This is a genomic window from uncultured Algibacter sp. (assembly GCF_947490405.1).
GTDB lineage: Bacteria > Bacteroidota > Bacteroidia > Flavobacteriales > Flavobacteriaceae > Algibacter_B.
Map to the genome: position 1 here is coordinate 47,415 of NZ_CANLGU010000008.1, position 19,322 is coordinate 66,736.

Genomic DNA, 19,322 nt, shown 5'->3' on the forward strand with positions numbered 1-19,322 from the left:
AATTTTTATGCAAAAGTAAATAAAGTGAACTAAATTCTGGGTACAAAAGGACCTAATCTTTGATTATAGGTTAACTGAAAATAGATAAAATAATTGTAAAGCATGTAATTAACCTCGTAACCATAATCTATATCTTGCTGATAATCAATTTGTAATTCATACAAATCTGTTCTATATCTTTGTGGTTGTAGCACACGCTGATTCCATTCCATAACATAAAGCCAATTTCTGTTTTCCAGAAATTGTTGAGAATAAAAACCTTTTGGGCGTGCTCTACTCGCAAGCCAAAAATTGAAACCAGGTTCAATGATTATAATTTCATATTCAACCTTCTCATTAGTAATCTTAACGGTATCATTTGCTTTTAAACTCTCTAAATGTTCATCAGTTTTTGTGGAAGCTGTTTTTGGTGTTTTACAGTTAAGAATGAAAACCGAGACGATTAGTATAAAAAATATTTTTTTCATGAGCATTTAACTTTTTTGATTACTTCTCAAAAGTATAAGGTCTCTCGTCCTAAAAAAAAGGAGTATGAGTTAACTAATGTTTCTGATGAGTAAACTAAGTTACCCGATTAATAAATTTACAAAAACAATACCTTAAATACTGATTTTGATATGTTTTAATAAAAAAAAAGCGCTGGGTAGAATACCCAACGCTTTTTAAATTTATAAAATTAAGTTTTATTTTCCTCCGAAAAGACCTCCTAATAATCCACCAAGACCACCTTTCTTTTTACTTCCGCCTAATACCATTCCAGCTACATCATCAACAATACTACCATCACCATCGGCATCAAGAATAGACTCTAAGAAGCTTTGTTCTTGTTTTGCAGAACTTCCCCCAAGTAATCCGCCTAATAATCCACCTAGGTCATTTGAGGAACTTACATTGTTTTGTCTCGTTTGCTTTCCTAGAACACCCATTAATATGGGAGCAGCTACTTTTAAAATATTGCCCACAGAACCAGCATCTAAACCAGATTTCTGACCAATAACTTGTTCTACTCCTTGTCTTTTTTGACCAAGTACGTGACCAAGAATTTTATCTCCATCGTTTTTTACACCATCATCAACACCACCACCAAATAAACCACCAAGGTTATCTAAAATACTACCATCGTGTTTATTACTTAAAGCACTCATAAGTCCTTCAGCACCTTGAGGAGTAGATGCATTTCGTTGCATTGCTTTCATTAAAACAGGTAGTGCCATTGTAAGTACGCTACTTGTTTTATTTTGATCTGTTCCTGTGGATCCTGATACACCACTGATGATAGTTTTTCCAAGGTCGCTGTTTAATAAATCTAAAATTCCTGACATGTTTTTTTTATGAATTAATTAATAATGTTTATAAAAATAGGTGGCTTAATGTACAAAAAAAGTCCCAACTTCTGTAGTTAGGACTCATTAATTCTATTTAGGTCACACGGTAATTTATCTTATCCTAAGATATTGATAATTTGTGAAGCTAGTTCTGTACCAATCCTGTCTTGTGCTTCGTTGGTTGCAGCACCAGTATGTGGCGTTAACGATAATGCAGGATTCATTAGTAATTGCATTTCTGGTTTTGGTTCATTTTCAAAAACATCTAAAGCAGCTCTAGCTACTTTTCCACTTTCAATAGCTTTAACTAGGGCTACTTCGTTTACAACACCACCACGAGCAGCGTTAGCTAAAATAACGCCATCTTTCATCATATTGAATTCTGCTTCGTCAATAACATAGTCTTTTTGCGCAGGCACATGTAGTGTTATAAAGTCTGATTGCTTTAAAACGTCTTCTTTAGAAATAGTTTCAATTTCAAAATTTACTTTCTGACCATCAAAAAAATCTAGTTCTAGATTCGCTTTTTCTAAAAATGGATCAAAAGCAACAACCTTCATGCCAGCACCAAGCGCTACTTTTGCAGTAGCTTGCCCAATACGACCAAAACCTAACACACCTAAAGTTTTTCCTTTAAGTTCAGTTCCTTTAGCATAAGCTTTCTTTAAACCTTTAAAGTTGCTATCCCCCTCTAGAGGCATTTCTCTGTTAGCATTATGTAAAAAACGTGCTAAACCATATAAGTGTCCAAACACCAATTCAGCAACAGAGTGCGAAGACGCAGCAGGTGTATTGATAACACTACGTCCTTGTTCTCTTGCATATTCTACATCGATATTATCCATACCAACTCCACCACGACCAATTACTTTTAATCCCGGACAAGCATCTATTAAATCTTTACGAACTGTAGTAGCACTTCTAACTAATAAAACAGAAATATCATTTTCGTTGATATAGTTAATCAATTGTTCTTGTGCTACAGTGGTTGTACTTACTTCATACCCAGCTTTTTCTAGGGCATCAATACCACTTTGAGAAATTCCGTCGTTTGCTAATACTTTCATTATATAAGTTATAGATTATAAGTTAAAAGTTAAAAGTTCTGTAAACAGTTAATAATTCAACTTTAAATTAGATTTTTATTTTTTTGCCATTAGAAGGAAGCATGACGCGGCAATCTTATTAAACAGATTCCAGCACTTCGTTCGGAATGACGATTAATTATTTTAAGCTTTACTTTCTAATTCGCTCATTACTTCAACAAGAACCTTTACACTATCAAGTGGTAAAGCGTTGTACATTGAAGCTCTGTAACCACCAACACTTCTGTGTCCGTTTACGCCACTTACTCCAGCTTCTTTAAGCATAGATTCAAAAGTTTCTTTTAAGTTTTCATTTTCTAAAGTGAATGTAGCATTCATGTTAGAACGGTCTTGTTTACTTGAAAAACCTTTAAATAGCGGATTTAAGTCTATCTCAGAATACATTAAACGTGCTTTCTTTTCATTTTCTTTTTCTATGGCTTGTATACCGCCTAAATTTTTTAACCACTCAAGAGTTAACATCGTTGTGTAAACAGGGAATACAGGAGGCGTATTAAACATACTGCCTTTACTAATGTGTACTTTGTAATCCATCATAGATGGTATTTTACGAGATACTTTTCCTAAGATGTCTTCTTTTATAACAACTAAAGTTGTTCCCGCTGGCCCCATATTTTTTTGAGCTCCAGCATAAATTAAATCAAACTTCGAAAAATCTAGAGTACGAGAAAAAATATCACTACTCATATCACAAACTAGAGGGATATCGCATTTTGGGAATTCCTTTATTTGTGTTCCGTATATTGTATTGTTTGATGTACAGTGGAAATAATCATAATCCTCAGGTATTTCATAACCTTTAGGAATATAATTATAGTTAGCGTCTTTAGAAGAACCAACTTCATAAATATCATCATAAATTTTAGCTTCTTTGATGGCTTTATCAGCCCAAGCACCAGAATTTAAATATCCAGCTCTTTTTTCTAATAAATTTAAAGCAACCATTAAAAACTGAGTACTAGCACCACCTTGCAAAAACAAAGCTTTATATCCTTTACCCTCTAAACCAAGTAACTCTAAAGCTAAAGCTCTAGCGTTTTCCATGATGTCAACAAAAGCCTTACTTCTATGGGATATTTCAATTAAAGATAACCCGCTATTGTCTAAATCAACAACTGCTTGAGAAGCTTTTAATAACACTTCTGGTGGTAAAATACATGGTCCTGCACTAAAGTTATGTTTCTTCATTTTTGTAGTAAAATTTAAAGATGCAAAGTTCCTAATTAATTAAGTATTTATTGTTAAGAATTCAATAATTTTTTCGTCAAATTGATAATAAAAATTTAATGGAATCTACATCATCCGCATAATCCCAAAGTTGTGGTTTTTGAGTATGTCCAAAAGGGATTTCTTTTTTAGAAAAACCTTTAGAAACAATACACTGAATTTGTTCTTTTTTTGTTTCTAAACTGTTTGTTAATTCAGATAAATCATCATAATATTCATAAAACATCGTAGCTATTGGTGATGCGAAGCTTTCATCTTCTTTTATCATAAAGAAACCATTTTCAAGCATATCAAATTCACTCATTAAATACACTGCTTTGTTATAATCGTAGTTATTGGCGTATTTTGCTTTTTCAACAATGGGATGCCAGTGATAAATGGCTTCAAAAAAGGCATCAAATTTATAGCCTTTAGGTACAAAAAGTTTAGATACATTTCTACATCCTAAACCGAAATACCTAAAAATATCTTCAGAAAGATTTTTTAAATCCTCAGCAGTCTCATTTCCAGTTAATATGGCTACAGAATTTCTATTGTTTCTAATAATTGATGGTTTATTTTTAAAGTAGTACTCAAAATAGCGTGCTGTATTATTGCTACCTGTTGCAATCACAGCATCAAAGTTTGCTAGTTTTTCTTCAGTAAATTCTATTTTTTGTTTAAACTGGGGTTCTACGTATTCCAAATATTTTGCTAAAAATGGAAGTAATTGCTTATCGTTTGAAGACTGCTTTACCAGTACATGGTGACCAGAAATTAAAACAGACAAAAAATCATGAAATCCTACTAAGGGAATGTTGCCAGCCATAATAATGGCAATCCTTTTAGGATGATTTACGTCTATTTTATAGGGGTTTAACCACGTGTTTAAATTTTCTGAAGTTAGCGCATCAGACCAAGATTTTAAGGCAAACTTTATATTGTCTTCAGTAAACCAACCGTTATGCTCTTTGGCAAGTTTTAACTGATGTTTAAAGCCATCGAAGAAAATATCGTTATGTTCAATATTATCTGCTTTTTCAAGATCTTCATTAGAAAATTGCCGAATAAAATCTCCTAATTTTATAAAAGCGTTAATTCTTTCTTGTAATTGCATTCTTAATTTGGTTATGAATGGTTTTGGCTTTATTTTTGCAACTGCAAATTTAAGGATTCTGTATGGAGTTCATGAATTTTAAAAGATAAAAAATTACTATGGCAATTATAATAACAGACGAATGTATAAATTGTGGTGCTTGCGAACCCGAGTGCCCAAATACAGCAATATATGAAGGCGCTGACGACTGGCGTTACAAAGACGGTACAAGTTTAGAAGGTACAGTGGTGCTTACTGACGGTAGGGAAGTAGATGCCGATGAAGCTCAAGAACCTGTAAGTGACGAACTATACTACATCGTGCCTGATAAATGTACAGAATGTAAAGGATTCCATGACGAACCTCAATGTGCAGCAGTTTGCCCAGTGGATTGTTGTGTACCAGATGAAGATGTTGTAGAAACTGAAGAAGAGCTTCTAGCAAAACAACGTTTTATGCATCCTGATGGATAGTCTATAAAAATATAGTTAAGAATAGGGAAACCCTGAGTGAAAGCTTGGGGTTTTTTGTTTAAAATTTTTTTATAATTACTTGAGCACATGTATTGCTGTTTTGGTAGGAAAAAACGAACTTCGCTTATCTAACCAAATAGTTCATTAAAACGGAATCATGCCTATAATGTTGGCAGTTATTTGAAAAAAATGAAAAAAATCGAGATATCATATAATACTGAAACGCTATCAGCAACTTTATTTGACGATAATAGCAACGATAAAAAAACTGTTTTAATTATTGCCTCAGCCACAGGAGTAAAGCAAGAATATTACACTAAATTCGCCAAATATGCTCAAAATAATGGGATTACGGTAATAACATTTGATTACACCGGTATAGGTCGATCTTTAAAAAAACCTATTAAGGAGATAAATATAAATGCTGCGGATTGGGGAAGAAATGATTTGGAAAGTATAATTCAATATGTTACAACTAACTATCCAAAATCAAAGAAGGTTATTCTTGGACATAGCATTGGGGGGCAACTGATTGGACTTGCAAAATCATCTAATAAATTGGATAAAATAGTTTTAGTTGCAGCGCAATCAGGCTACTGGAAGTATTGGAAAGGAATTGGTAGAATTAAAATGTGGCTCAATTGGTATATCCTTTTTCCATTATTACTTAAGACTTTTGGTTATTTGAAATCTAAGAGAATTAGTGGTATGGAAAACCTACCGTATAATGTTGCTAATCAATGGCGAAATTGGGGTAAGAAAAGTAATTATATTCTTAGTGATAAGTCAATCAATAAAGTCTTTTATGAAACAATAGAGGCTAATTTAACCGCTTTTAGCATAGATGATGATAACTTTGCTCCCAAAGAGGCAGTAGATTGGATGACGGAGAAATATATAAATACAAAAAGTAGATCAATACATCTAAAACCAATCGACTTTCAAACTAATAAAATCGGACATTTTGGAGTTTTTAAAGAACGATTTAAAAATACAATTTGGACTCAAATTTTGAGTGAAGTAAAATAACGAACTACCAACAATTGAAGCTTCAAGTTAATTAATTTTACTTGTATTTAGTTTTCTGAACTCTCAAAAGCTTTCATTTCCAGAGAGGGTTCTAATACGCCTTCGCTATCCCAAATCGTTTTTTCATATTTGTTTAGTTTTATAAAAGGCACTTTTTCAACTTGTTTTATTTTTTCAAAATTTAATGATGTTAACCTATTATGTTTTGTTATGAGTAGCTCATCCTTGGTTCTATTATCGCCTTCAATTGTAAAATCAAAAGCTACTTTATTTCGTTTGCTACTGTTTTCAATAAATTTTAAAGGCCTACTTACATAAAAATAACTGCCATAAACATGTTTTATATATTTTGGGTGATACAGATTACTGCTATCTTTTTCAAAAATCATGGTGCCTTCACTTACATTTTCAATGTATTTTACACCCAATAGCAGTCGTAGATTAAATTTTTGTCCTCGCCGCTTTTTATAATATCCATAATCTACTCTTGTAATGGCATAAGTATCATCTGCAACATAGAGTTTTCCTGTGTATTTTGATTTTCCTTTTTTTGGTACATAAGAAATAATGTAAACTGGTTCTCCATTGTTATAGCCCACATCTTCAAATTTGTATTCGTATAAATCGGTGTTCAATAGCTTGCTCAAGAACGCTCCATTGTATAATTGCGCACGTTTTAGTAAAGATTTTATGCTGCTATTTAAATGGTCTAATGTGTATTGGTTTTCATTATTCTCTTTAAAATTATCATCATTTAAGGATAATGAATCTTCTATTTTAAAAAGTCCAGTTTTTAACTTGTATGTTTTTGTAGTGTCTAAATAAGTAAGTATAATATTTTGCATTTTCTCTTGAATATTATCAATCGAAAAATCGTTTTTATAATCTAAAAGTTCTGTGGCTTTTTCAATCTCTAGTTTTATACTGTCTTTATTTAACGTAAATATTTTTCCCTTAGCATCAGAAAACTGAATCATATTACTATTTTTTACTTGCTTTACCAAGGCCGTTAAGCTATTATTTACGTCTTGTAACTGTTTCTTTTTTACATGAGAAGCTTTATCAATTTCAAACTCTAAGCTTTTAAAATCTACATGGTCTGTGGTACGTTTAAACATATTGTATTGCTGTAAGTCATTACTATAGTTATCGGTGAGTTTTGCTTTTACTTTAGCAATAATTGAATCAGCATTTAGGGCTTTATTACTAATAAAAACTTCATCTAATTTATTAATGGATTCCTGAAGTTCAATGACAAAATTAAGCGCTTTAATATCTTTTATAGTGAGTGATTTGTTTTCATAACCTATGCAGGAAATGGTAATGGATTTATTGTCTTTAGTAGAGGAAATTGTAAAAAAACCTTCATCGTTTGAAATGACACCACTGTATTTCCCAGTTTTAATGTTGGCATAAGGAATTGGTTTCCTTGATGATTTATCAATAAGTTTTGCGGTTATACTTTGTGCAACTATTGATAAACTAAACAGATAAAATAGAAGAGTAATTTTAATTCTCATTTTTTACTAATAAATGATTTCGTGTATTCAACGAGTCAAATTAAGTAATGTTTCAGTTTGCATTAGCATTATAATTCATATTTAACTTTTAATTAATTATTCTTTGTCTGTCAATTACTAATTACTTTTACGCATGGTTTATATTTGATGGTGTGTTTTACAAATGACGTTAAAAAGTTATCAGTAATATGTTATTTGAAATTTTTGTCATCTACTACAAGTCAATTTAATGAAATAAATTAAGTCTAAGAAAATGAAAAGAGGAATATTATATAAATTAGTTAGTTATCCAAGTTTAATAACTCTCAAAGAGGGTTTTGGAGTGTATTTAAATTATAAAGGATATGATTTTTCTGTTAGAGTTCAACAACATGTCAAAGCATTACAAATTTTAGATTATGACAATGATATAATCGTCAATAAAATTTCAGATAAAGAATCTGAAAGTAGTTTGAAAACTAACACAATAAAAGAATTGTCAAAAAATGAACTTTTTATTCAGATAGAGAATTCAAAACTTATTGTTGAAACCATAGGGGCTAATTGTAATTCTTTTAGGACTAGAGATATAACAAATTTATTATTTGGTATAGAGGTTGAAGATATAGAAAATGTGGATTCAGTACAAGATGAATTTGATGATATGTTAAAGTATTTCTTGAAAATTTATAGAATAAAATCAGGAGATATTCACACAAAATTTCCAGAAGATTTAAATGAAGAGTTAATTGTAATAAGAGATGGTAAAAATTTATACAGACAAGAAGATTTGGATAAGGAAGTGAGTGAGAGGTTAAATTCTGTAATGAGTGTTGCAATAGCAATAAAAAGCTTAAAAATGCCTAATTCTTTTACTATTGGTTCTAAGATGAGCTTAGATTTTGAAAAAAATGGTAAAACAATAAAAGAATTTATAAAATCAAATGGTGAAATATCTCAAATTGATGAATTTCTTCTCAAAGCAAGAGAGGAATTTTATGTAAAAAGTAATTTTAAGTACTCTATTTTGGAATTGTTTACAATGATTGAAGTTCTTGTTGTGAATATTTTGACAAAATATAAATTGGCAAATGGTGTTTCTAATAAAAAACTTAAGGAGTTTAAAAAAAATATACCTATAAGTTACTTAATCAATGTTGAATTACCATTGATTTTGAATAATATCACTATTGAAGACAGAAAAGTTTTGAGTAAGATAGATGGTATACGTAAGATTAGAAATGAAATTATTCATGAAAATAGAAAAATAGCAAGAGAGGAATGCGAGTTTGCCTTTAAAGCAGTAAATGATTTTTTTGAAGTTTTGAGAAAAAATCATTTATAGTAATTATGTATTAAGTATTTAATACGATTAAAAATTATTAGAGTTAAGGGAATATATTTCCAATTAACTACATTTGCAATCGCAAAAATTACAGTAATTATGAAAGCAGGCATTGTAGGATTACCAAATGTTGGAAAGTCAACGTTATTTAATTGTTTATCAAACGCTAAGGCGCAAAGTGCAAATTTTCCGTTTTGTACTATAGAGCCAAATATTGGTGTGGTAAATGTTCCAGATCCAAGATTGGAAAAATTAGAAAGCTTGGTTACTCCAGAAAAAGTGATTCCTGCAACTGTAGAAATTGTAGATATTGCAGGATTGGTTAAAGGAGCTAGTAAAGGTGAAGGTTTAGGAAACCAGTTTTTGGCTAATATTAGAGAAACTGATGCTATTTTGCACGTATTAAGATGTTTTGACAATGATAATATTGTGCATGTTGATGGTAACGTAAACCCCATAAGAGATAAGGAAACTATCGATATGGAATTGCAGTTAAAAGACTTAGAAACAGCAGAAAAAAAATTAGATAAAGTAAAACGTGCTGCTAAAACTGGCAATAAAGATGCCCAAAAAGAAGAAGCTATTTTATTAAAAATTAAAGCAGGATTGGAGTCTGGAATATCTGTAAGAGCTTTAGAGTTTGGAGATGATGATTATAATGACTTTGTTATACCATCACAGTTTATTACTGATAAACCTGTAATGTATGTTTGTAATGTAGACGAAGGTTCAGCGGTTTCTGGCAATGCTTATGTGGATGAAGTAAAAGAAGCTGTTAAAGATGAAAATGCTGAGGTTTTGGTTTTAGCCGTTGGTACCGAAGCAGATATTAATGAACTGGACGATTACGAAGAGCGACAAATGTTTCTACAAGATATAGGTTTAGACGAACCTGGAGCTGCTAAATTAATTAGAGGAGCATACAAGCTTTTAAATCAGCAAACATACTTTACCGCAGGTGTTAAAGAAGTGCGTGCTTGGACTGTAGATATAGGTGCTACTGCACCACAAGCGGCTGGTGTAATACATACTGATTTTGAAAAGGGATTTATTCGTGCTGAGGTAATCAGCTATAATGACTATACAGAATATGGTAGTGAAGCTAAAGTAAAAGAAGCAGGAAAAATGCGTGTTGAAGGAAAGAATTACATAGTAAAAGACGGTGACGTGATGCATTTCTTATTTAATGTTTAGTTTTTTTCTGTAAGGTTTGTAGGTTTTTTGATACTATTTGTTAGTTTTGTGTGTTTTGATTAATAAAATAACACTAAACTTTAAACATTATCAAAAAAAATAAAAACCACTCATGCCTTTAATACAAGTTCAAACTAAAATTAATGCGGATTTAGAAATATGTTTTGATTTAGCTAGAAATATAGATTTTCATAAAGAATCTTTAAAGCATACTGACGAAATTCCCATTGCTGGTAAAACTTCAGGACTAATAAAATTAGGCGAATGGGTTAGTTGGGAAGCTAAACATCTAGGATTTGTACAGCATTTAACTACTAAAATCACAGCGTTTGAAAGTCCAAATTATTTTGTAGGTGAGATGATTTTAGGCGCTTTTAAATCATTTAAACACGAGCATATTTTTAAGGTCTCTAATATGGGAACTCTAATGATTGACAAATTTCACTTTGAATCTCCTTATGGTTTTGTTGGAAAGTTTGCCAACTGGTTATTTTTAAAAAAATACATGACCAAGCTTTTAAGTATAAGAAATACAGCCTTGAAAGAACGCGCAGAGATAGAACAATTGAAAAAAAACTTAAAAAGAAGAAATGTAAAAGGTTATTTATATTCTTGAGTTTAGAGTAACTATTCCATTCTTTAAGTTATTATTGTTGAGCTTTGAGCATCGTAATTTGAAATTTTACTTTAAGCCTATCGAGATAAGTGTTTTTAACTTCGTTTTATGCAAAAAGCGAAAACATTCTGGTTAGGTATAGGTATTGGTGTTTTAGGAGTTGTTTTATTCTCTTCTAAAGCTGTTATGGTAAAATTAGCTTACAAGTATCAAGTAGATGCCATAAGCATATTGCTTTTGCGTATGTTATTTTCATTCCCTTTTTATGTAGTTATTGCTTATTTGTATCGCAATCAAAATGAAACTATTAGTATTGATAAAAAAGAATACTTATGGGTTGTTTTTTTTGGTTTTATAGGGTATTATTTAGCAAGTTATTTTGACTTTGTTGGACTAACATACATTAAGGCTAGCTTAGAGCGAATCATTTTATTTTTATATCCTACGCTAGTACTACTTTTAAATAAATTCTTTTTGAAACAACCAATTACCAAAATCCAGACAGGTGCCATAGTTTTAACTTACTTTGGTGTAGTTTTGGCTTTTTCAGAGGAGATAAATATATCTGGAAAAGAATCAATTGTTGGTGGTTTATTTATATTGCTGAGTGCACTTACCTACGCATCGTATTTGGTGGGAAGTGGTTGGCTTATTCCAAAATTTGGTGTTATGAAATTCACTGCCTATGCTATGTTAGTTTCATGTTTCTGTGTGTTTATTCATTTTAGTATAATCGGTAAAACGGATATTTTTAGTTTTTCTTGGCAGGTGTATCTCTTAGGGTTTTTAATTGCAATTTTTGCAACGGTTATTCCTTCTTTTCTAGTATCTGCATCCATTAAAATGATAAGTTCCTCAAATTTTGCTATTGTTGCAGGAGTAGGCCCTATTTCCACCATTATTTTGGCTGCAATTTTTTTAAATGAAAGATTAACGTTGTTGCAACTATTTGGTGCTTTGGTAGTTATAACTGGAATTCTATTAGTTTCTTTGAAAAAACGCAATAAAATCTAAGTTGAGGTAATCAACAATATTTATTTTTCATTGTTAATTACTTTGTATCGCAGCTATTTTATTTTTTGAAAGGTTGTACTATATTAGCGTGCTAGCTTCTATTTTTACTGATAAGAAGTTTTAAAATTCACTCGTTTTTATGGCTCAAGAAACCAAATATACCGAAGACAATATACGTTCACTAGATTGGAAAGAGCATATCCGTATGCGTCCAGGAATGTATATTGGCAAATTGGGTGATGGTTCTTCACCAGATGATGGTATATATATTCTTCTTAAAGAAGTTTTAGATAACTCCATAGACGAGTTTGTAATGGGGTCAGGTAAAACTATTGAAATTTCCATTCAAGGCACTAAAGTTATTGTTCGAGATTATGGTCGAGGTATTCCCTTGGGAAAAGTTGTTGATGTAGTTTCTAAAATGAATACTGGAGGCAAGTACGACTCAAAAGCATTCAAGAAATCGGTTGGATTGAATGGAGTTGGTACCAAAGCTGTAAATGCACTTTCAAATTATTTTAGAGTTGAATCAAACAGAGATGGTAGATCAGCCTCAGCTGAATTTGAAAAGGGAGAGCTTATCAATAAAGAAACGCTTGATGATACAACTCGAAGAAAGGGGACAAAAGTTTCATTTATACCAGACGAAACTATTTTCAAAAACTATAAGTATAGAAGTGAGTACGTTGTAAAAATGCTTAAGAACTATGTGTACTTAAATCCAGGTTTAACCATAGTTTTTAATGGAGAAAAATACTTTAGCGAAAACGGTTTAAAAGATTTACTAGCAGAAAAGATTGCTGAAACAGATTTGTTATATCCTATAATTCACTTACGTGGAAATGATATTGAGATTGCATTAACGCACAGTAAAACACAGTATAGCGAAGAGTACAATAGTTTTGTTAATGGACAGAATACAACTCAAGGAGGTACCCACTTAAATGCATTTAGAGAAGCGATAGTTAAAACTATTCGAGAGTTTTATGGAAAAAACTACGATGCTTCTGATGTAAGGAAATCTATAGTAAGTGCCATAGCTATAAAAGTGATGGAGCCAGTTTTTGAAAGTCAAACTAAAACTAAATTAGGTTCAACGGATATGGGTGGTGATTATCCAACGGTAAGAACTTATATCAATGACTTTGTAAAGACAAACCTAGATAACTACTTACACAAAAACACAGATACAGCAGAAAAAATACAACGTAAAATTTTACAAGCAGAGCGTGAGCGTAAAGAATTATCTGGAATAAGAAAATTAGCCAAGGATAGAGCAAAAAAAGCTAGTCTTCACAATAAGAAATTAAGAGATTGTCGTGTTCATTTTGGAGATACTAAAAATGAAAGAAATCTAGAAACAACACTGTTTATTACAGAGGGGGATTCTGCTTCAGGTAGTATTACAAAATCTAGAGATGTTAACACGCAAGCCGTTTTTAGTTTAAAAGGAAAACCACTAAACAGCTATGGTTTAAGCAAAAAAATTGTTTATGAAAACGAAGAGTTTAACCTTTTACAAGCAGCTTTAAATATTGAAGAATCTCTAGAGGATTTACGTTATAATAATGTAGTAATTGCAACTGATGCTGATGTTGATGGAATGCATATTCGTTTATTGTTAATTACATTCTTTCTGCAATTTTTCCCAGAAGTAATTAAGGAAGGGCACTTATATATTTTACAAACACCACTATTTAGGGTAAGAAACAAGAAAGAAACTATTTATTGTTATTCTGAAGAAGAGCGTGTAAATGCCATTGCTAAATTAAAGCCAAAACCAGAAATCACGAGATTTAAAGGATTAGGTGAAATATCTCCTGACGAATTTAAACATTTCATTGGAGATGATATTCGTTTGGATCCTGTGATGCTTGATGATAATATGTCAATAGAAGAGTTATTAGCATTTTACATGGGGAAAAACACCCCAACACGTCAAGAATTTATTATTGAAAATCTAAAGGTTGAGTTAGATTTGATTGAAGAAGAAAACTAAACATATTATTGTGAACGCTGATTTTAAATCGGTGTTTTTAGAAAAACTAATTTTATGTTGTACAATAAAAATAAAAAAATAAAGCAAAGATCTTATGACTATTTGCATAAGTATGATGTAACAGCTAAAGCAAAAAAACGTAGAAAAAAAGGAAGAACTTACCTTAACGGTAAACCAAAAAATTAAGGAGTTTTAATGACTGAAGACCAAAATGACGATTTAATAAACGATAATAACGAGCCTCAAGAAACAATTACCAGAGTCACTGGTATGTATAAAGATTGGTTTTTAGATTACGCTTCGTATGTTATTTTAGAGCGAGCTGTACCAGCAATAGAAGATGGTTTTAAACCTGTACAACGACGCATCATGCATTCCATGAAGGATCTTGATGATGGACGCTATAATAAAGTAGCAAACATTGTTGGGCATACTATGCAATATCATCCACATGGAGATGCCAGTATTGCTGATGCTATGGTGCAAATTGGTCAGAAAGATTTATTGATAGATACTCAAGGAAACTGGGGTAATATCTTAACAGGAGATAGAGCAGCAGCATCCCGTTATATTGAAGCACGTATTTCCAAATTTGGTTTAGATGTTGTTTACAACCCCAAAATAACCGAGTGGCAAGCCAGTTATGATGGCCGAAGAAAAGAGCCAGTAAATCTACCTGTTATGTTTCCGTTACTTCTTGCACAAGGTGGGGAAGGAATAGCTGTTGGGTTGTCTACTAAAATACTACCTCATAATTTTATTGAACTTATTGATGCTTCTATAAAGCATTTACAAGGGAAAAGATTTACTATTGTTCCTGATTTTCCAACTGGAGGTATAGCTGATTTTTCTAATTATAACGATGGAAATAGAGGTGGAAAGGTTCGTGTTAGAGCTAAAATTTCTCAGTTAGATAAAAACACCTTAGTTATTACTGAGTTGCCATTCGGAACAACAACGTCTTCATTGATTGACTCTATCTTAAAGGCTAACGATAAAGGAAAAATCAAGGTTAAAAAGATTGAAGATAATACGGCTGCAGAGGTTGAAATTTTAGTGCATTTACCTTCGGGTTTATCTCCAGATAAAACCATTGATGCTTTGTATGCATTTACGAGTTGTGAATCGTCTATTTCACCACTAGGTTGTGTAATTGAAGATAACAAGCCACTCTTTATTGGTGTTTCTGAAATGCTACGGCGTTCTACTGATAATACAGTACAGCTTTTAAAACAAGAACTAGAGATAAAACTAGGCGAGTTAGAAGAGCAATGGCATTTTGCATCTTTAGAGCGTATTTTTATTGAAAATAGAATTTATCGTGATATTGAGGAAGAAGAAACATGGGAAGGTGTTATTGCTGCTATTGATAAAGGTCTCCAGCCTCATACTAAACATTTAAAACGTAAAGTAACTGAAGATGATATTGTACGTTTAACCGAAATACGAATTAAGCGTATTTCAAAATTTGATATTGATAAAGCACAACAAAAAATTGATGCGCTTGAAGATCAAATTGCTGAGGTAAAACATAACCTAGAGCATCTTATCGATTATACAATTGCCTATTTTAAAAGACTAAAAAAAGAATATGGAGAAGGTAGAGCGCGTAAAACAGAAATAAGAACCTTTGAGGATGTAGATGCTACCAAAGTTGTTATAAGAAATACGAAACTATATGTGAATCGTGAAGAAGGTTTTATTGGAACTTCATTACGTAGAAATGAATATGTCTGTGATTGTAGTGACATAGATGATATTATAGTTTTTACAAAAGAAGGAAAAATGATGGTAACAAAAGTGGACTCTAAAACTTTTGTTGGTAAAGATATTATCCACGTAGCTGTTTTCAAGAAAAAAGATAAACGTACTATTTATAATATGATTTATCGAGATGGTAGAAAAGGGCCATCATATATAAAACGTTTTGCTGTAACCAGTATAACTAGAGATAGGGAGTATGATTTAACTAATGGTAATAAAGGCTCAGTGAATTTGTATTTTTCAGCTAACCCTAATGGAGAAGCAGAAGTTGTTAGTATAAATCTAAGACAAGCTGGTAGTATTAAAAAGTTAAAATGGGATATTGATTTTGCAGATATTATAATTAAAGGGCGTGCATCAAAAGGAAATTTAGTTACTAAATACCCTGTTAAGCGTGTTGAATTAAAAGAGAAAGGTGTTTCAACATTAAAACCTCGAAAAATTTGGTTTGATGATACCGTACAGCGTTTAAATGTAGATGGTAGAGGCGAACTTATAGGCGAATTTAGAGGGGAAGATAAATTACTTATAATTAATCAGTCTGGAATTATTAAAACGGTTACACCAGAAGTAACGATGCATTTTGACGACGATATGATTGTAATGGAAAAATGGATTCCTAAAAAACCTATTTCTGCTATTTATTTTAATGGTGAAAAAGAACTGTATTACGTTAAACGCTTTTTGATTGAACAAGAAGGTCGAGAAGAGTCTTTTATTTCAGAGCATCCAAATTCGCAATTGGAAATTGTATCTACAGATTGGAAACCTATGGCAGAAGTTGTTTTTGCCAAAGAACGCGGTAAAGACCGAAAAGATAATCTTGAAGTTAATTTAGAAGAATTTATTGATATTAAAGGAATTTCGGCTCAAGGAAATCAATTGACAAAAGATAAGGTGAATCAGGTTAACTTATTGGATTCATTACCTTACGAAGCTCCAGAAGAAGTGCATGCTGATGATTTAGAGGTTGTGGATGAAAAAGAGGTGTCTTCTGAAAACAACTCTTCCGACGATCCAGAAGAAGATGAAGGACAAATAACATTATTCTAAAACAATCTAAAATTGTTACAAATAGCTAAACCTAAAAGAGTTATTAACGGGTTTAGTAACGTTTTGGTTTTATTACCAAGTATTCTATTAATTTTTTGCTGTTTTTATGTTTTTGTAGCAGATAATCTTTTGTCTTTTGTTTGCTCTATTGGTATCCCTATTCTTTTTGTTTTTAATTTACTATTAGGCGTTTATTGGTTAATTAAGAAAAAAAAACATTTTTTACTAGCATTAACAGCTTTAGCGATTTACTTTATTTATTTTGATTCATTTATTCAATATAATCAAGTAGAAGAAGACTTAAAGAAGGCGTCAAGCTCTAAAACATTATCTCTTTTATCTTATAATGCAAATGGATTCAATAAAAATAATGGTGACAATGAAGATACAGATCTAAAAATTATAAATTTTATTAAGTCAAAAAATGTGGATGTTTTTTGTATTCAGGAATTCTCTGCAATCAAATACAAATATTTTTTAAAAGAGTATCCATATTTTTCTAAGACTAATATAGTGGCAGGTAGTGGTAAATCGGTTATGGCCATATTTTCTAAGTACCCCATCACAAATAAAGACTATGTTAATTTTCCTAATTCTGATAATGGCGCTATGTATGTTGATTTAAAAGTTAACAACCAATACATTAGAATTTATAATATACATTTAGAGTCTTATAAATCAGATGCTATGCATCAGTTAAACAACCCAAAAAGCTATTCTGCTGTAATAAAGAGAATTGCTAAAGCTGAAAAAATAAGAAAAGAGCAAGCTGTCTTGGTAAAAAATCATATTGATAACTTTGGTGGTAAAGTAATTACATGTGGTGATTTTAATGCCACTCAGTTTTCATCGAGTTATGATATTTTAAGTGACTCCATGAAAGATTCTTTTATCGAATCTGGAAAAGGATTTGGCTCAACTTATAAATTGTATAACTATCCGTTTAGGTTAGATTATATTTTAATCGATAATAATTTTAAAATTCTTTCTCATGAGAATTTTGAACTTGAACTATCTGACCATGAACCCATCATTTCTGTAATCGAATTAGAGTAACTTAATTACGTTCGCTTTAATTGTTTTTGAATTTTTTTAATAGCAGATTCAATAGATTTTTCAGGCTCTATTATATTGTAAGCACCCCAAAATCTTGGATCAGAAAAACCGGAAGCTTTTTCGCTTAATATTGTTGAAGGACGAATTAATTGGTTTCTGTTTTTAACAAGATTAGTATCGTAAGTTTTCCAATCTGTAATAGCCATTTCGCTACTTAATGTATATACATTATTAAAAAGCTTCCCTTTCCAATTAACTTTAAAAGTTAATGAAATATTACTATAAGCATAATGCCATTTGCCATTTGTAGTTCTATAATTAACACGGTACGAAGCTTCTGTTGGATACACATCAACTTTTCTTGGTTTTTTTCTAACGTACAACCTACTCGATAATTCCTTATTAGAAACATTTAAACTATACACGGCATTGCTAAGTGCAAACGTTTCAGCGACAATATATAGTTTGCCATAATATAGAGGTTGCTCTACGTGATCTTTCTGCTTGAAATTAATTACATAGATTGTTCTATCATTAATACTTGTAGATTTATCAAAACTAAAATTATAAAAATCCATGTCTTCTTCAGTAAAAATAAATTCAGGATATTTAATGATATCTGTATATAAGTTACTAAATGGTCCACCTTGTAACTTAAGTGCAATTGTGTCTAATTTAGAATAATTTGTGTTTTTTCTGGCCTTTATTAGTTCAATATGATCGTTTCGTATATTGTTATATGGTTGTTTATGAATTTTTACAACGGCTTCAGAAAGTGAAGCGTTTTTTCTTCTTTTCTTTATGGTTTCTCTGTAAAAAGCAGTCATCAATGTTCTATCGTTATTGTAAATACTACTTTTCTTTTTAAGAGTTTCTTGTACTATTTCTTTTGCGTTTTTTGAGGATGTAGTAATGCTTACCTCTTTTAATTGAGTGGTAGCAGGTTTAAGGAGTATCTTTACATTATTTTTTAGAGAAGAAACTTTTAGTATTTTATCCTCATACCCTAAGTGCGTAATAACAACATTGCTTTCAATTAAGCTATTTGGAATTTTTAAAAGAAACTCACCATCACCATTACTTACTGTACTTATGTTAGAACCTTGAATAACAATACTTGTAAATACTAAAGATTTTTTTGTTTCACTATCTATAATTTTGGACTCTACTTCTTTAAAATTTATATCGGCTTGTTGTGATATAAGTATATTAGAAGACATTAGTGTTAGTGAAAAAACAAAAATGAGCTTATAAATCTGTAACTTTTTCATGACTCTAGTTTTTTGTTAGGCAGCTATAAGATACAAAAAATTACTTGTAGATATTTAAATTTTAACTTTTTCAGTAATAATTGGAATTCTAGTAAATTTCTGTATTCTAGATGTTTAATGAGTTTTTTTAGTTGCCATTGTATTTTTTTTGATAAACTCAATTTTTGAAATTTATGGTAAAGATGGATTTTTTGAAAGCTATTTCTTTTTATCATATTTCCAAAAAGCATATATGAACGGTTGTATAACTCTTAACCAATTTTTAAGACTCGAAAA

At 31.0% G+C, this 19,322-nt stretch carries 15 protein-coding genes and 1 pseudogene; 9 read left to right on the top strand and 7 right to left on the bottom strand.

The features are described from left to right. Positions 1-29 precede the first annotated feature (29 nt). The 5 genes from Q0772_RS15200 to Q0772_RS15220 all read right to left on the bottom strand — a co-directional run bounded on the left by Q0772_RS15200 (position 30) and on the right by Q0772_RS15220 (position 4,754). Entirely contained in the window at positions 30-467 is a 438-nt protein-coding gene (locus Q0772_RS15200) for a DUF6146 family protein (protein ID WP_298346551.1), read from the bottom strand. A 216-nt stretch (positions 468-683) separates the two neighbouring features. Further along, positions 684-1,322, bottom strand: coding sequence for a DUF937 domain-containing protein (locus Q0772_RS15205; RefSeq protein ID WP_298346553.1), 639 nt, complete (start codon positions 1,320-1,322; stop codon positions 684-686). A gap of 119 nt (positions 1,323-1,441) precedes the next feature. Then, entirely contained in the window at positions 1,442-2,392 is a 951-nt protein-coding gene (locus Q0772_RS15210; protein ID WP_298346555.1) for a D-2-hydroxyacid dehydrogenase, read from the bottom strand. 162 nt (positions 2,393-2,554) lie between these two features. Then, entirely contained in the window at positions 2,555-3,619 is a 1,065-nt protein-coding gene (gene serC, locus Q0772_RS15215; protein ID WP_298346557.1) for a 3-phosphoserine/phosphohydroxythreonine transaminase, read from the bottom strand. A gap of 76 nt (positions 3,620-3,695) precedes the next feature. Further along, complete coding sequence (locus Q0772_RS15220; protein ID WP_298346559.1) at positions 3,696-4,754, bottom strand: acyl-CoA reductase; 1,059 nt, start codon at positions 4,752-4,754, stop codon at positions 3,696-3,698. 98 nt (positions 4,755-4,852) lie between these two features. Here Q0772_RS15220 and Q0772_RS15225 point away from each other — a divergent pair, with 98 nt between their 5' ends. Next, positions 4,853-5,206, top strand: a complete 354-nt coding sequence (locus Q0772_RS15225) for a 4Fe-4S dicluster domain-containing protein (protein WP_298346562.1) — start codon at positions 4,853-4,855, stop codon at positions 5,204-5,206. Positions 5,207-5,371: 165 nt separating this feature from the next. Next, positions 5,372-6,235 (top strand): annotated as a pseudogene (locus Q0772_RS15230) (alpha/beta fold hydrolase); the annotation flags it as partial. Positions 6,236-6,282: 47 nt separating this feature from the next. Here the strand turns inward: Q0772_RS15230 and Q0772_RS15235 are convergent. Further along, entirely contained in the window at positions 6,283-7,755 is a 1,473-nt protein-coding gene (locus Q0772_RS15235) for a carboxypeptidase-like regulatory domain-containing protein (RefSeq protein WP_298346563.1), read from the bottom strand. Between the two features lie 253 nt (positions 7,756-8,008). On the opposite strand from Q0772_RS15235, the gene Q0772_RS15240 reads away from it, so the two are divergent. From Q0772_RS15240 to Q0772_RS15270, 7 genes are all read left to right on the top strand, one after another. Continuing rightward, the gene (locus tag Q0772_RS15240) at positions 8,009-9,079 is read left to right on the top strand and encodes a hypothetical protein (protein WP_298346564.1); all 1,071 of its coding nucleotides are present in this window, start codon (positions 8,009-8,011) and stop codon (positions 9,077-9,079) included. A gap of 99 nt (positions 9,080-9,178) precedes the next feature. Continuing rightward, on the top strand, positions 9,179-10,273 hold the full coding sequence (gene ychF, locus Q0772_RS15245) for a redox-regulated ATPase YchF (RefSeq protein ID WP_298346566.1): 1,095 nt from the start codon (positions 9,179-9,181) through the stop codon (positions 10,271-10,273). A gap of 112 nt (positions 10,274-10,385) precedes the next feature. After that, positions 10,386-10,889, top strand: coding sequence for an SRPBCC family protein (locus Q0772_RS15250; RefSeq protein ID WP_298346568.1), 504 nt, complete (start codon positions 10,386-10,388; stop codon positions 10,887-10,889). Positions 10,890-10,997: 108 nt separating this feature from the next. Further along, on the top strand, positions 10,998-11,903 hold the full coding sequence (locus Q0772_RS15255; RefSeq protein ID WP_298346570.1) for a DMT family transporter: 906 nt from the start codon (positions 10,998-11,000) through the stop codon (positions 11,901-11,903). Positions 11,904-12,042: 139 nt separating this feature from the next. Further along, on the top strand, positions 12,043-13,902 hold the full coding sequence (locus Q0772_RS15260) for a DNA topoisomerase IV subunit B (RefSeq protein WP_298346572.1): 1,860 nt from the start codon (positions 12,043-12,045) through the stop codon (positions 13,900-13,902). Between the two features lie 195 nt (positions 13,903-14,097). Then, positions 14,098-16,719: a DNA gyrase/topoisomerase IV subunit A gene (locus Q0772_RS15265; RefSeq protein ID WP_298346574.1), complete on the top strand. Its 2,622-nt coding sequence runs from the start codon at positions 14,098-14,100 to the stop codon at positions 16,717-16,719. A gap of 12 nt (positions 16,720-16,731) precedes the next feature. Next, entirely contained in the window at positions 16,732-17,775 is a 1,044-nt protein-coding gene (locus Q0772_RS15270) for an endonuclease/exonuclease/phosphatase family protein (protein WP_298346576.1), read from the top strand. A 5-nt stretch (positions 17,776-17,780) separates the two neighbouring features. On the opposite strand, the gene Q0772_RS15275 is transcribed toward Q0772_RS15270, so the two are convergent. Further along, positions 17,781-19,046, bottom strand: a complete 1,266-nt coding sequence (locus Q0772_RS15275) for a carboxypeptidase-like regulatory domain-containing protein (RefSeq protein ID WP_298346578.1) — start codon at positions 19,044-19,046, stop codon at positions 17,781-17,783. Between the last annotated feature and the right edge of the window lie 276 nt (positions 19,047-19,322).

Excerpts from the sequence above, each read along its gene's own strand:
- Q0772_RS15200 (WP_298346551.1), bottom strand. The coding sequence starts at position 467 with ATGAAAAAAATATTTTTTATACTAATCGTCTCGGTTTTCATTCTTAAC.
- Q0772_RS15205 (WP_298346553.1), bottom strand. The coding sequence starts at position 1,322 with ATGTCAGGAATTTTAGATTTATTAAACAGCGACCTTGGAAAAACTATC.
- Q0772_RS15210 (WP_298346555.1), bottom strand. The coding sequence starts at position 2,392 with ATGAAAGTATTAGCAAACGACGGAATTTCTCAAAGTGGTATTGATGCC.
- serC (WP_298346557.1), bottom strand. The coding sequence starts at position 3,619 with ATGAAGAAACATAACTTTAGTGCAGGACCATGTATTTTACCACCAGAA.
- Q0772_RS15220 (WP_298346559.1), bottom strand. The coding sequence starts at position 4,754 with ATGCAATTACAAGAAAGAATTAACGCTTTTATAAAATTAGGAGATTTT.
- Q0772_RS15225 (WP_298346562.1), top strand. The coding sequence starts at position 4,853 with ATGGCAATTATAATAACAGACGAATGTATAAATTGTGGTGCTTGCGAA.
- Q0772_RS15235 (WP_298346563.1), bottom strand. The coding sequence starts at position 7,755 with ATGAGAATTAAAATTACTCTTCTATTTTATCTGTTTAGTTTATCAATA.
- Q0772_RS15240 (WP_298346564.1), top strand. The coding sequence starts at position 8,009 with ATGAAAAGAGGAATATTATATAAATTAGTTAGTTATCCAAGTTTAATA.
- ychF (WP_298346566.1), top strand. The coding sequence starts at position 9,179 with ATGAAAGCAGGCATTGTAGGATTACCAAATGTTGGAAAGTCAACGTTA.
- Q0772_RS15250 (WP_298346568.1), top strand. The coding sequence starts at position 10,386 with ATGCCTTTAATACAAGTTCAAACTAAAATTAATGCGGATTTAGAAATA.
- Q0772_RS15255 (WP_298346570.1), top strand. The coding sequence starts at position 10,998 with ATGCAAAAAGCGAAAACATTCTGGTTAGGTATAGGTATTGGTGTTTTA.
- Q0772_RS15260 (WP_298346572.1), top strand. The coding sequence starts at position 12,043 with ATGGCTCAAGAAACCAAATATACCGAAGACAATATACGTTCACTAGAT.
- Q0772_RS15265 (WP_298346574.1), top strand. The coding sequence starts at position 14,098 with ATGACTGAAGACCAAAATGACGATTTAATAAACGATAATAACGAGCCT.
- Q0772_RS15275 (WP_298346578.1), bottom strand. The coding sequence starts at position 19,046 with ATGAAAAAGTTACAGATTTATAAGCTCATTTTTGTTTTTTCACTAACA.